At 71.4% G+C, this 14,051-nt stretch carries 8 protein-coding genes and 1 pseudogene; 8 read left to right on the forward strand and 1 reads right to left on the reverse strand.

The genetic code is table 11. The features are described from left to right. The first annotated feature begins 10 nt into the window (after window positions 1-10). Window positions 11-655 (forward strand): NAD(P)-dependent oxidoreductase, encoded by a 645-nt coding sequence (locus tag ACIQUT_RS09805; protein ID WP_403561258.1) that lies wholly within the window; start codon window positions 11-13, stop codon window positions 653-655. Between the two features lie 3 nt (window positions 656-658). After that, window positions 659-1,942: a multidrug effflux MFS transporter gene (locus ACIQUT_RS09810; protein WP_403561260.1), complete on the forward strand. Its 1,284-nt coding sequence runs from the start codon at window positions 659-661 to the stop codon at window positions 1,940-1,942. On the opposite strand, the pseudogene ACIQUT_RS09815 reads toward ACIQUT_RS09810, so the two are convergent. Next, window positions 1,888-2,120: pseudogene (locus ACIQUT_RS09815) on the reverse strand (DUF4158 domain-containing protein); the annotation flags it as partial. The gene ACIQUT_RS09810 and the pseudogene ACIQUT_RS09815 sit on opposite strands and share 55 nt — an antisense overlap. On the opposite strand from ACIQUT_RS09815, the gene ACIQUT_RS09820 reads away from it, so the two are divergent. The 6 genes from ACIQUT_RS09820 (at window position 2,119) to ACIQUT_RS09845 (ending at window position 14,035) form a co-directional block, all read left to right on the forward strand. Then, complete coding sequence (locus ACIQUT_RS09820; RefSeq protein ID WP_403561261.1) at window positions 2,119-2,664, forward strand: recombinase family protein; 546 nt, start codon at window positions 2,119-2,121, stop codon at window positions 2,662-2,664. The pseudogene ACIQUT_RS09815 and the gene ACIQUT_RS09820 sit on opposite strands and share 2 nt — an antisense overlap. 213 nt (window positions 2,665-2,877) lie before the next feature. Then, window positions 2,878-10,044, forward strand: a complete 7,167-nt coding sequence (locus ACIQUT_RS09825; protein WP_403561266.1) for an amino acid adenylation domain-containing protein — start codon at window positions 2,878-2,880, stop codon at window positions 10,042-10,044. Between the two features lie 28 nt (window positions 10,045-10,072). Further along, window positions 10,073-11,608 (forward strand): amino acid adenylation domain-containing protein, encoded by a 1,536-nt coding sequence (locus ACIQUT_RS09830; protein WP_403561268.1) that lies wholly within the window; start codon window positions 10,073-10,075, stop codon window positions 11,606-11,608. Window positions 11,609-11,617: 9 nt separating this feature from the next. Next, window positions 11,618-11,920, forward strand: coding sequence for a hypothetical protein (locus ACIQUT_RS09835; RefSeq protein WP_403561270.1), 303 nt, complete (start codon window positions 11,618-11,620; stop codon window positions 11,918-11,920). Next, on the forward strand, window positions 11,913-12,926 hold the full coding sequence (locus tag ACIQUT_RS09840) for a 2-ketoarginine methyltransferase (protein ID WP_403561271.1): 1,014 nt from the start codon (window positions 11,913-11,915) through the stop codon (window positions 12,924-12,926). Before ACIQUT_RS09835 ends, ACIQUT_RS09840 begins: the two co-directional genes overlap by 8 nt. Beyond that, the gene (locus tag ACIQUT_RS09845) at window positions 12,923-14,035 is read left to right on the forward strand and encodes a beta-methylarginine biosynthesis bifunctional aminotransferase (RefSeq protein ID WP_403561273.1); all 1,113 of its coding nucleotides are present in this window, start codon (window positions 12,923-12,925) and stop codon (window positions 14,033-14,035) included. The genes ACIQUT_RS09840 and ACIQUT_RS09845 overlap by 4 nt, the downstream gene beginning before the upstream one ends. The last annotated feature ends 16 nt before the right edge of the window (window positions 14,036-14,051 follow it).

Below are 14,051 nucleotides of genomic sequence, written 5' to 3' on the forward strand. Positions count from 1 at the left end.
GGAGCAACACATGAAGATCGTCCTGTTCGGTGCCAGCGGCAACATCGGCCGGCCCGCCACCGAGGAACTACTGCGTCGCGGCCACACCGTCACCGCGGTCACCCGAGCCGGCCACATCGACGGACTCAAGCACAAGGCCCTGACCGTGACCACCGGTGACGTCACCGACGCCGCCGCGGTCGCCGGCCTCGCCGCCTCCCACGACGCCGTGCTCTCGGCCGTCGGCCCCCGAATCGGCCAGGAAAGCGACCGCGCCACGATCGTCGGTGCCGCCCGTGCGCTGATCGACGGACTCCGCCGAGCCGGTGTCACCCGCCTGGTCACCATCGGCGGTGCCGGTAGCCTACGCACGCCGACCGGCGCCCGGGTCATGGACGACCCGGACTTCCCCGCGCTGTGGAAGGCCAACGCCGAGGCCCAGTCCGAAGCGCTCGACCTCTACCGCGGCGTGCACGACCTCGACTGGACGTACGTGTCGCCCGCTGCAGTCATCGGAGCGGGCGAGCGGACCGGGGCCTACCGCAGCGCCGGGGACACCCTGCTCACCGACGACGACGGCAACAGCCGCATCTCGTACGCCGACTACGCGATCGCCTTGGCCGACACGATCGAGAGCGGCACCGCGATCCGCCGCCGCATCACCGTGGCGTACTGAGCCATGAGCAACGACGCCGCCGGCCGGCAAACCCGATTCATCATCCTGCTCGCAGCGCTCGTGGCCCTGGGACCACTGTCCATCGACGGCTACCTGCCCGGACTGCCGGACCTCGCTGGCGACCTGCGCGCAAGCGCCGCGGCCACCCAGCTCACCATCACCGCCTGCCTGGCCGGGCTGGCCATCGGGCAGCTGATCGCCGGGCCGCTGAGCGACACCTACGGCCGGCGGCGTCCGTTGCTGGCGGGCCTCGCCCTCTACACGATCGCCAGCGCGCTCTGCGCGGTGGCGCCCGACGTCCGGACCTTCGTCGGTCTACGCCTGGTCCAGGGCATCGGCGGGGCGTTCGGCATCGTCATCGCCAACGCCATGGTCCGCGACCGCACCTCCGGAACCCGCACCGCACGTCTCTTCTCCGCACTGACCTTGATCACCGGCCTGGCGCCGGTGTTCGCGCCGGTCCTCGGCGGCCAGCTACTGCGCGTCACGGCCTGGCCGGGGATCTTCGTGGCCCTGGCCGTACTCGGAGCCGTGATGCTGGCGGTCTCCGCCGCAGGACTGCCGGAGACCCGGTCCTCCGCGTCACGCCAGCCGCTGCTGACTGTCGCCGGGCAGCTGCTCAGCGACCGGTTCTTCACCGGGTACGTCCTGGCCAACGGCCTGGTCTTCGCGGCGATGTTCGCCTACATCTCCGGCTCGCCGTTCGTCCTGCAGGAAATCCACGGCCTGTCACCGCAGCAGTACAGCGCCGTGTTCGCCGTCAACGCCGCCGGACTCATTGCGGCCGCCCAGATCAGCGGCCGGCTGGTGGCCCGGGCCGGCGCCCGCGTGCTGCTGCTCGCCGGTCTGCTGGGCGCGACAGCCGGTGGCACCACGGTCCTGGGCGCGGTGCTGACACGGGCACCCCTGCCCGCGCTCCTGATCGGCCTGTTCGTCCTGGTCTCCAGCGTGGGCCTCGTCATGCCGAACGCCGCGGCCCAGGCCCTGGCCGACCACGGCGGACACGCCGGGTCGGCCGCCGCCCTGCTCGGCTTCAGCCAGTTCATGATCGGCGGGGCACTTGCTCCGCTGGCCGGCGCGGGTGGCGCCACCGACGCCTTGCCGATGGGAATCATCGTCGCCGTGCTGCCGGCGCTCGCTCTGCTCACACTCGGCGTCCTCACCCGGTCGATGCCCGGTGAGCGCACTCGCAGGCCGGCTCGCCAAGGACCTGCCGAGCACCGGCGACCGCGCACGGCCTCCCACGGCACCGCGAGCGGGTCCTCACCCAGGAACCGGCCGATGTAGCGGACCGTACAGATCTGCAAGGCCATGCCCAGGCGATGTACGTCCGCACGACGCAGAGCGATCAGGTCGCGGTCGTCATCGTCGAGGAAGAAGAACCGCTCCAGCTCCGGGCGCGTGGGCCCCGCGGTGAACGCCCGTACGCCTCGGCCTGATCATCAGTCAAGAATTCCACCGGCATGCGGCGGGCGGTAGCCATACCCCGGCAGCGATCGAGGATCTTCCCCCGAACCGCCGCACCAGGCCGATCACGTGTACTAGACGACCATGGTCGTTCTCGCCGGGATTTCCTGTACCTCAACTACTCACACCCGCAGACCGGTGCCCCGGGCGCCGACATCCGCATCGGGTACGCGCGGTGCAGCCACCTCACCCAGGAACTCCAGTCGCAGCTGGACGCGCTGGCCGCGTACGGCATCCCCCGGGACAAGGTCTTCTCCGAGAAGATCAGCAGCCGTGTCCCGGTCCGGCCGCAGTTCGAGGCCGCCCTGACTCTCGCGCGCGAGATCAAGGCGCACGCCCCGCACTGCGGCGTGCTGTTCACCGTCTACGAGATGAAGCGACTCGGCCGCGACGCCGCCGAGCTTTGTGCCCGCTGTGTACCCATGTGCCAACAAGACCTCCTCGAGTGGGGTTTCCACGACTGGGACCAGTTGGCATTACTCCTGGTCAGGAGCTCTGCTCTGTGTCATCCATCGGTCCTCGTCACACGCGTCCGCCGCTGACCCGCGTGTGACTGCTGATCGCGGAAGGGCGTCTCGTTCTGTGGCGGGTCTGGTCCCGGCGTCGTGAACGCCGTCGAAGCCGCCGGCACGGGTGAGTGGCAAATGCCCCAACGGGCCACCAGTTCACGTGAGTTGCTTGCGTCCGAGTGGTCGTTCCGTCCAATCTAGCTGGAGTCCGTCTGATCGAACTGAGTGTCGAGGGAGACTTCGCGGATGACTGACCCCGCTGCGCATATGGGTGGACGAGTGACCCCGGCTTCACCGGCGCAGCGCAGGCTCTTCTTTCTGTGGTCGCTGGACCCGGAGAGCGCCGTGTACCACGTCGCCGGTGCGCTGTCCGTCCGGGGAGGGCTGGACATCGGACGGTTGGACGCGGCCCTGGGCGCGCTGCAGTGGCGGCACGAGTCGCTGCGCACCACGTTCGAGGAACGGGACGGCGACGTGGTCCAGCGGGTGCACGGCATCGAAGCGTTCGACCGGGTGCGGGTCGAGGCGGCGAGCGCCGCGGGTGCCACGCACGCCGAGCGCGACAGGCGGGCACGGTCCGAGCTGCTCCGTCTTGCCGGGGTGCCGTTCTCCCTCGACTCGGGGCCCCTGTGGCGCTGCCACGTGATCGAGTCGGGCCCGAACGAACACCTGGTGGCCTTCGTCTTCCACCACATCGTCATGGATGAGGTGTCCTCGACCGTGTTCGCACGGGATCTGGAGCAGGCGTACGCCGATCCGTTGGTCTTTCTCGATGCCGCGCCCGCTCCTCAGTACGCCGACCACTGCGCGGACCGCGGGACACAGCCTGGATACGCCGATGGGCTGGCCTATTGGAAGCGGCAGTTGGAGGCGGTCGAGCCGCCCGCGCTGCCCGAGGACGGGTCCGCGGACGGGGCCGACGCCACCGTCGGGGACCGTGTCGAGCTGTCCCTCGACACGGAGGCCGTCCAGGCCCTGGAAGACCTGTGCGACCGGCGCGGAGCCGGCGCCTTCGCGGGCTTCCTCGCCGCCTACCTGGTACTGCTGCAACGCTGGACGGGAATGACCGACCTGGTCGTCGGCCTCCCCGTCGCCGGACGGCCCGGCCCCGAGTCCTACGGGGTCATCGGCTTCTTCTCCAACACCGTGGTCCTGCGCTGCACCGTCACCCCGGACCTGTCCTTCGAAGAGGTGCTGTCCCGGACCGGCGACGCCGTGTACGACGCCCTGGAATTCCAGGACGTGCCCTTCGACGCCGTCGTCGACGCGGTACGGCCCGACCGCGAGTCGGGGCGCAACCCGCTGTTCCGGGTGAGCCTGGTGTACGACACCTCCGACCTGGCCGCCACCTGGGCGCTCCAGGACCTGGACGTCACCGAGGTCCCGCTCGAACTCGACGTCAGCCATTTCGACCTGACGCTCGGTCTCCGGCGCGGCCCCCACACCACGGGCGAGATCACCTACAGCACCGCGCGGTTCTCGCGCCCGTCCATGGAGCGGTTCGCCGCCACCTACGAAACCCTCCTGCGGCACCTGTGCCGCGAACCCGGCGCGCCCATCGGGGACGTCGAACTGCTCTCCGCACGCGAGCGGGAGGAGGTCCTCGGGCTCGGCCGAGGACCCGCCGCCGGGGCAGCGGACCCGGAGGGACCCGCCACGGTGTGGGAGCTGTTCGAGGCAACGGCACGAGCACACCCGGACCGTGAGGCGATCCGGTGCGGCACCGAGCAGCTGACCTTCGCGCACGTCCACGCAACGGCCGCGCGATGGGCCCGGGCACTGTCGGCGCACGGCGTGTCCGGCGATGTGGTCGTGGGCATCCGGCTCCCGCGCTCGGCCTCACTGGTCGCCATGATGCTGGCTGTCTGGCGGGCCGGCGGGGCCTTCGTCCTGCTGGAACCCACCCAGCCCGAGGAACGCCAGCGCATCCTGCTCTCCGACTCGCGCGCCGCCCTCCTGGTGACCGACACCGCGGCACCCGAGGGCGCTCCGCCCTGCGTCACCGTCACCGGGCTCGACGAGGCCGGGGCGGCGGCGCAAGGTGCCGCGACGGACCGCTTGCCGATGCCGCGCCCCGACGCCCTGGCCTACGTCGTGTTCACCTCGGGCTCCACCGGCCGGCCCAAGGGCGTGCTGGTCGAGCACGGCGGCCTGGTCACCCACGCCACGAGCCATCTCGCCGCGATGTACGGGCAGCTGCCGCCCGACACCCCCCTGAACGTGGCCGGGCTCGCCTCGGTGAGCTTCGACGTCTTCATCAACCAGGCCTTGGGCATGCTGGTGTTCGGCCACCGCCTGCTGATGATCGACGAGGAGGAGCGGCAGGACCTGCCCCGGCTCGTGGCCCGTGCCGACGACGCCGACACCGCCATCCAGATCCTGGACTGCTCGACCAGCCAGCTGGAGGCACTGGTCGACCACGGCCTGCTGGAGCGGCCGCATCCGCCGCGGCTGGTCGTCTTCGGCGGCGAAAGCTGTTCGGAGCGGCTGTGGCAGGCACTCCGCTCGGCGCCCGGACTCCACGCCTTCAACGTGTACGGGGCCACCGAGTGCACGATCGAGTCGACGGCCGTCCACGTGCGGGACGCACCGCACCCCGTCGCCGGGCGCGCCACCGGGGGCACCCGCATGTACGTCCTCGACGGCCGACAGCGGCTGCTGCCCCCGACCTTCGTGGGCGAGATCCACCTCGGCGGCTCCGGGGTCGCACGGGGATACACCAGCACGGAACTGACCGCCGACCGCTTCGTACCCGATCCCTTCGCCGGCGCTCCGGGGGAGCGGATGTACCGTACGGGCGATCGCGGGCGGTTGCGTGGTGACGGTCAGCTGGAGTTCTGGGGCCGGGTGGACAATCAGGTGAAGATCCGCGGGTACCGGATCGAGCCGGGTGAGGTCGAGGTGGTGTTGTCGCGTCATCCGGGTGTGGCGCAGGCGGCGGTGGTGGTGCATGAGTACGTTCCGGGGGATCCGCAGTTGGTGGCCTATGTGGTGGCGGGGGCCGGTGGGCGGGTGGAGTCGGATGAGGTGCGCGGGTTCCTGGCGGGGAGTCTGCCGTCGTACATGGTGCCGGCGAGTGTGATTGTGTTGGACGCGATGCCGTTGACGGTGAACGGCAAGCTGGACCGCAAGGGTCTTCCCGCGCCGGTGGCGGTGGTCGCGGGGCAGCGGGCGCCGCGTACGCCGCACGAGCACATCCTGTGCGGTCTGTTCGCGGCGGTGCTCGGTCGGCCGCGTGTGGGGCCCGACGACAACTTCTTCCATCTGGGCGGGCATTCGCTGCTGGCGACGCGGCTCACCGGCCGGATCCACAGCGCGCTCGGCACCCCCATCCCCCTGCGCACCCTGTTCGAGGCACCCACCCCCGCCACCCTCGCCACCCGCCTCCTGCGCCACGAGGGACCGGGCCGACCCGCGTTGGTGCCCGTCGATCGGTCGTCGCAGGACCGGCCCCTGTCGTACGCGCAGCAGCGCCTGTGGTTCCTCAACCGGCTCGAAGGCCCCAGCCCTACCTACAACATCCCGGTCGCGCTGCGCCTGACCGGGGAGCTGGACGGCGCAGCGCTCGCCGCGGCCCTGCGCGACCTGGTGGAACGGCACGCAACCCTGCGCACGGTCCTCCCCGCCACGGAAGGCACCCCCCACCAGGTGGTCCTGTCCGCCGAAGCCGCCTGCCCGGCACCCGCCGCGGTGCGCACCACCGAGGCCGAACTCCCCGCCGTCGTAGCCGATGCCGCCCGACAGGGATTCGACCTCACCGTGGATCCGCCCCTGCGGACCCATCTGTTCCAGGTGTCCCCGACGGACCACTTCCTGCTGCTGGTGCTGCACCACATCGCCGCGGACGGCTGGTCCATGGGCCCGCTCGCCCGAGACCTCGCCGACGCCTACCGCGCCCGCCTGTCGGGAAACGCGCCCTCCCGGGCTCCGCTGCCGGTGACCTACGCCGACTACACGCTGTGGCAGCGCGGACTGCTGGGGGACAGCGGCGACCCGGACAGCCTGTACAGCCGCCAACTGGACTACTGGTCCACGGCACTCGAAGGGCTGCCCGACCGGCTGGAGCTGCCCTTCGACCACCCGCGCCCGGCCCGGCCCAGTCACCGGGGCGGTGAGATCGCCTTCCGGATCCCGCCCGAACTGCACGCACAGCTGGCGGTGCTGGCCGGCAGGCACAACGCGACCCTGTTCATGGTGCTCCAGGCCGGGTTCGCCGCGCTGCTCTCCCGGCTCGGAGCCGGCGTCGACATACCCATCGGCTCCCCCATCGCCGGCCGCACCGACGACACCCTGGACGACCTCGTCGGCTTCTTCGTGAACACCCTGGTCCTGCGCACCGATCTGACCGGCGACGTCACCTTCGACGAGCTGGTCACCCGCGTCCGGGAGACTCATCTCCAGGCACACCAGCACCAGGACCTGCCCTTCGAGCAGCTCGTCGACCGGCTCAACCCCGAACGCGCCCTCTCCCGCCACCCCCTGTTCCAGGTCATGGTGGTGTTCACCAGCGAGGCAGGCACCCAGGACGCCCTCGACGCGCTGGAGCTGCCCGGGCTGACGGTCACCCAGCAGACCCCGGAGACCGGTGTCGCGAAGTTCGACCTTCAGCTGGACCTCACCGAGACCACGGAGAGCGACGGCAGCCCGGCCGGCATCCACGGAACCCTGGGGTATGCGGCCGACCTGTTCGAGGAGCGCACCGCGCGGGACATGACGGCCCGACTGGAGCGACTGCTGGAGGCGGTCGCCGCCGACCCGGCCCGTCCCGTGGCGGCGATCGACGTCCTCCGCCCGGAGGAAAGGGAGCGGTTACTCGCCGAACCCACAGCGCCCTACCCGCTCGACCCGTCCCTGACCGCCACCCGGCTGTTCGTCCGGCAGGCCGCAGAGACCCCGCACGCTCCGGCCGTCACCTTCGGGGACACGACCCTGGACTACGCCGCTCTCGCATCGCGGGCCCGGCACCTGGCTCACCGGCTCGAAGCGCTCGGCGCGGGCCCGGAAGAGATCGTGGCACTCGCCCTGCCCCGCTCCGCCGACCTGGTCGTCGCCGTGCTCGCGGTACTGATGTCCGGGGCGGCGTATCTGCCCGTCGACCCCGATTACCCCGCCGAGCGCATCGCCTACGTGCTGGGCGACGCCGGGCCGACCTGCCTCCTGACCGACCGCGCGACCCTCGATCGGCTGCCGCACACCGGCACACCGCACCTGCTCGTCGACGAAGTCGACTGGTCCGCGCCCTCGGACGGCGCACACGACCCGGCGGGCACGGAGGCGGCCCCGGGGCGGCCCGTGCCGGGGCAGCCGCACCACCTCGCCTATGTCATCCACACGTCCGGCTCCACCGGCCGGCCCAAGGGCGTACAGATCGAGCACGCTCAACTGGCCGCCTATCTGGCCTGGTGCCGCCACGCCTACCCCAGCCTCGCCGGCAGCGCGGTCCTGCACTCCTCGGTCGCCTTCGACCTCACCGTCACGACACTGCTCGGCCCCCTCGTCTGCGGCGGCCACATCCTGGTGCCGCCGCCGGGCGCCCGCCCCGACGGCGCCTATCCCGACGGCGCCTCCTTCGGCAAGGCCACCCCGAGGCACCTGGAATTCCTGGACGCCCCCGGCGAACTGCGCTCCCCCACACAGGAGATCGTCATCGGCGGCGAGGCCCTTACCGGGGAGCAGCTCGCACGCTGGCGGGACCGGAACCCCGAAGTGGCGATCGTCAACGAGTACGGCCCGACGGAGGCCACCGTCGGCTGCGTCACCTACCGCATCGCCCCCGAGGACCCCGTGGCCCCCGGTCCCGTGCCCATCGGGACACCCATTCCGCACACCCGGGTGCTCGTCCTCGACGAGAACCTGCGCCTCGTACCGCCGGGCGTGACGGGCGACCTGTACCTCGCGGGAGCGGGGCTCGCCCGGGGATACCGCAACCGGCCGGAGCTGACCGCGGAACGCTTCGTGCCCTGCCCGTACGGTGCTCCGGGGGAGCGGATGTACCGTACGGGCGATCGCGGGCGGTTGCGTGGTGACGGTCAGCTGGAGTTCTGGGGCCGCGTGGACGATCAGGTGAAGATCCGCGGGTACCGGATCGAGCCGGGTGAGGTCGAGGTGGTGCTGTCGCGCCATCCGGGTGTGGCGCAGGCGGCGGTGGTCGTGCATGAGCATGTGCCGGGGAATCCGCAGCTGGTTGCCTATGTGGTGGCGGAGCCCGGTGGGCGGGTGCAGTCCGATGAGGTGCGCGGGTTCGTTGCGGGGAGTCTGCCGTCGTACATGGTGCCGGCGAGTGTGGTCGTGCTGGATGCGATGCCGTTGACGGTGAACGGCAAGCTGGACCGCAAGGGTCTTCCCGCGCCGGTGGCGGTGGTCGCGGGGCAGCGGGCGCCGCGTACGCCGCACGAGCACATCCTGTGCGGTCTGTTCGCGGAGGTGCTCGGTCGGCCGCGTGTGGGGCCCGACGACAACTTCTTCCATCTGGGCGGGCATTCGCTGCTGGCCACCCGGCTCACCGGCCGGATCCACAACGCGCTCGGCACCCCCATCCCCCTGCGCACCCTGTTCGAAGCACCCACCCCCGCCACCCTCGCCACCCGCCTCACCGGCGGCGGGGAGGACGACTCGCTGGACATGCTGCTGCCGCTGCGCACGGCCGGCTCACGGCCGCCGCTGTTCTGTGTGGCGCCCGCGTCGGGGTTGAGCTGGGCCTACGCCGGGCTCCTCGAACACCTCGACTCCGACCAGCCCGTCTTCGGCCTCCAGGCACCGGGACTGCGTGCAGCGGGCGAACTGCCCAATTCGGTCGACGAGTTGGCGGAGCAGTACCTCAAAGCCATCCGCTCCGTGCAAGGCAGCGGCCCCTACCGGCTGCTCGGCTGGTCGCTCGGCGGCGTACTGGCCCACGAACTGGCCGTGCGCCTGCAGGAGCAGGGCGAGACCGTCCCGCTGCTCGCCCTGCTCGACTCGTACCTGACGCCCCCGCCGCAGCAGGCCCACGACGAGGAGACGCTCCTGCGGCACTTCGCCGAGGAACTGGGCCGTCAGGACGGGGGCGGGGGCGGAGGCCGGAAGGAGATCGGTGCCTGGGCGCGCCGGCCCGACGGGCCGCTGGCGTCGCTGAGCGAGGCCGCCGTCGGCCGGGTGATCGACACCTATCTGCACACCGTACGCCTGCTCGGCGAGCACCGGCCCCGTGTCTTCGGCGGGAGCGTCCACCTGTTCACCGCCGAGGCGGACCGCAGCGCGGAGCGGACGGAACGGGACACGGATGCGCCGGCTTCCGCACGCCCGTACGTCGTGGGCGACATCACGACGTACGGGATCGACGCCCCTCACGTCGAGATGACCGCTCGGGTGCCGCTGCGCCGGATCGCCGGCCACCTGGGGCCCCTGCTCGGCCCGGCCGCGGACCGACCCAACTGATCGCGACAACGGAACGAGAGCTGCACACATGACAGGTTCGGCGGGCACATCGGCCGCGGCATCCCCTCCGTCGCTCTCCCGGGCGTTCGCCGCCGTCGCGCGGGCCGCGCCGGGGGCCCTGGCGTTGGCCGACGAGAAGGAGCGGTTGACCTATCGGCAGCTGGCCGAGCGGGCCGGGGAGATCGCGGACGTGCTGCGCCGCCAGGGGGCGGGCCCCGGTACCACCGTCGCGGTGCGCATGGCGGCACGTGCCGAGCTGGTCGTCGTACTCCTGGGCATCCTCGCCGCCGGAGCCTCGTACCTGCCGCTGAACGAACCGGCCGTCCCCGAACGGGAGGCGCTCATCCTGGCGGACGCCCGCCCGGCCGCCCTGATCGAGGACGCCGAGGCGCCCGGGGACGGCCTCGCCCTGACCGCGACGACCCGGCTGCGCACCCTGGACGGGGGTTCCGCGGCGGGCGTGCCCGAAGACACGGCCTACGTCATCTACACCTCCGGCACCACCGGCCGCCCCAAGGGGACCGCGGTCAGCCACGCCAACGTGCTCGCCCTCTTCGAGGCCACCGGCTCGCTCTTCGACTTCGGGCCGGACGACCGTTGGCTGCTGTATCACGGCATCGCCTTCGACTTCTCCGTCTGGGAGATGTGGGGAGCCCTCCTGCACGGCGGTGCGCTGTACGTACCCGACCGGATGCGGCTGCTGGATCCGGAGGAGTGCGCCCATCTGATCCGCCTGGAAGCCATCACCGTCCTCAATCAGACCCCCACGGCGTTCGGCGTCCTGGCTCCCGTGCTGGCGCAGGAGCCGGACGCACATGCGCTGCGCTACGTGGTGTTCGGGGGCGAGCGGCTGCACCCTCCGGCCCTGGAGCCGTGGATCCGGGCGCACGGCCTCGACCGGCCCGCGCTGGTCAACATGTACGGCATCACCGAGACCACGGTGCACACCACCTTCCACCGGATCACGGCGGACGACGTCACGCACACCCGGTCGGTCATCGGCCGGACGCTGCCGGGCTTCAGCGCACGGATCGTGGACGAGCTGGGCCGGGAGACCGACGCGGGCGAACTGCTGCTCGCCGGACCGCAGGTGACCAGGGGCTATCTGAACCGGCCCGAACTCACCGGGGAGCGCTTCGTCGCCGAGCACGGATCGGTCTACTACCGCACCGGTGACCTGGTACGCCGGGACGCCGGCGGCGTCTTGTCGCACGCCGGACGCAAGGACGACCAGGTGAAGGTGCGGGGCTACCGCATCGAGCTGGGCGAGGTGGAATCGGCGCTGCTGGATCTGCCCGGCGTGTCCGGCGCCATCGCCACCACGTTCACCCTGGCCGGAGCGGAGACCCTGGGCTGCGTGTGCACGACCACGGACGGCTGCCCGGGGGACGCGGCGGCCGCTCGCGACCGACTGAGGGCGCGACTTCCCGCATACATGGTTCCGGACCGGGTCCTGTGGCTGGCGGAACTGCCGAACACGGTGAACGGCAAGGCCGATCGGCGGCAGGCGCGAACGCTGCTGGAAAAGAGCGGCACGCATGGACAAGCCCCCACGGGGGATTAGGGAGGATATGTGCCGACGCTAGAGTTCTTCGGCATGCGGCGCGAGGAACGGGACGCGCTGGAGAAACGGGTGCGCGAACTCCTCGCGGGAGAAGAGTTCCGCGAGGACTGCGTGTTCGTCGCCGCGGCGGATTCCCGCGTTCTCGACTGGCAGGGCCAGAGCCGCCCGTTCATCCGCGTCAGCACGCGATCCGAGCAGCGTGCCGACCGCTTCCGGAAACTGCTGCACCACACCTGCGATCTCGAAATCGTCCGTATCGACTTCCAACCCATGGCCGACAGTTCACCGGATGAGGAATGGCACAATGGATGAGGGATTCGAGCTCCGGCTCATCGACGCACTGCAGCCCGTCCGTGGTTTCGCACTGGCGCAGGGCATCTACCACCTGTTCAGCAGCGGCCTGTACGAACGCATCGAGGGCGGTCCGCAGTCGGTCCGTGAAGTGGCCGCGCTCCTGGAGTTCGACGCTGCGCGAACCAGCGGATTCCTGCGGTACCTCGCCAACGAGAACTATGTGACGCTGAGCGGCGACACGGTGGCCCTGACGGAGAAGGGGCGCGCTCTCGGTCCGTACCGGCCATGGTACGAGCTGCTCGTCGGCGGCTACGCGGAAACGTTCCAGCAGGTCACGGACGTCCTGCGGGGCAAGGGCTACGCGACCCGCGACGGCAGGCTCGTGGGCATCGGCAGCTGCGGCATGAGCGCGTACGACGCGCTGCCGCTCGTCCGCGAGCTCATGTCCGACCTGCCGGCGGCGCCGGCCTCCATCGTGGACCTCGGCTGCGGCGACGGAACCTTCCTCACCGGCCTGGTCGGCGACTCCGGCACCGTCACGGGCATCGGGGTCGACCCGTACGCCCCGGAGGAGTCGGCGGCCGAAGGAGTGCGCTTCGTCCGCTCGGGCGCCACCGACTACGTCCGCCGCAGCGCGGACCCGGACGCGGAACCGGACGCGCAGCAGCTCTGCCTCGCGGCCTTCCTGCTCCAGGAGGTCCTGGAGCAGGAAGGCCGGGGCGCGGTGGTGGAACTGGTCCGCGGGGCCCTCCGCCGAAGCGGCCACCTCGCCGTCGTCGAGGTGGACCACCGCCCCGCCGACCCGCAGGTGATGCGACACGGCCTCGGCCTGGCCTACTACAACCCGTACTACCTCCTGCACGTCCTCACCGAGCAGAGGCTGGAGACCGAACGGTTCTGGCAGGACCTGTTCGACGAGGCCGGCGCCCGGATGGTGTCCCGGCGCGTGGTCGACCCGCGCGTGGACTCCACCGGCCTGGAGGTCGGATACCTGCTGACCCGGCAGGAAGGCGCCGCGCGGTGAGCCTGACGCCGCTGGGACGACGGCTCGCGACGGTCGCGGCCTCGCCGGAGGAGCCGTGGGAGATACTCGCCGAGAACGTTCCCGTCTGGCCCGCACCGCCCGGCCTGCAAGCGGCCGACTGGGAACTGGACCGGCAATACGCCCCCAGCCAGGGCACGGACGAGCTCCTGGAAGCGCTGCGCCTGAGGCAGCGGGAGCAGGGCGTCGACGTGGGCGCAGAGTCGCTGCTCGTGACCAACGGCGCCTTCGACGGGCTCGGGCTCGTCGCCCGCCACCTCCTCCGAAGCGGGGTGCGGCGCGCGGTGTGCACCGGACCGGTGCTGCTGAGCGTCGCCGATCTGCTGCGGTCCGTCGGGCTCGGCCTGCACGTGCTGGACTGGCCGACCCTCATCGAGCAGCGCTCATGGACCGCACTCGGCCTCGGCCCCGAAGACCTGCTCTACGTCAACTCCCCGCACAACCCGACCGGTGCCTGCCTCGATGAGGCAGCGGCACGCGCCCTGCTCGCCGCCCAGCGCCACCTCGGCTTCACCCTGGTGCTCGACCTGGTCTACGACTCCTTCGTACAGGACCCCGCAGCCCTCGCCGCACCGCTGGCGCTGGTCGAGGACTGGCGCGGCATCTACGGTCTGAACAGTTTCTCCAAGAACTACGGCGCCCCCGGGCTGCGCGTCGGCTGGGTCACCGCCGATCCGCGGGAGGTCGTCCAGCTCACCGCACGGATGGAATGGGAACGCATCGCCGTGTCGACACGGGCCCAGAACCAGGCCGCCCAGCTGTGCAAACTGGGCAACCGGTCGCTGACGGATCGGGTGCGGACGGGCCACCGGCTGGTGCTGGACTGGGCGCGGACGAACGGCATGCGGATCTCCCCGCCGCAGGGCGGTACGCATGTGTGGGTGGATCCCGGGGTGCCGGACACGGAGGTGCTGGCGGACGCGCTGATGTCCGAGCACCGGCTCGTCGTCACCACGGGCGCCAACTACCATCCCGCGGACTCCCGCCACATGCGCATTCCTTCCGGTGCCGACCCCTCCTTCCTCACCAGGTCCCTGGAGACCGTCTCCGCCGTGAGCGAGCGGCTGCGCCGTTCCGCGGCCCCCGGCTGACCCGGCGCGGCCGGCA

Origin of the sequence: Streptomyces sp. NPDC090445 (assembly GCF_044769385.1) — a bacterium.
In the GTDB taxonomy this organism is placed as follows: Bacteria; Actinomycetota; Actinomycetes; order Streptomycetales; family Streptomycetaceae; genus Streptomyces.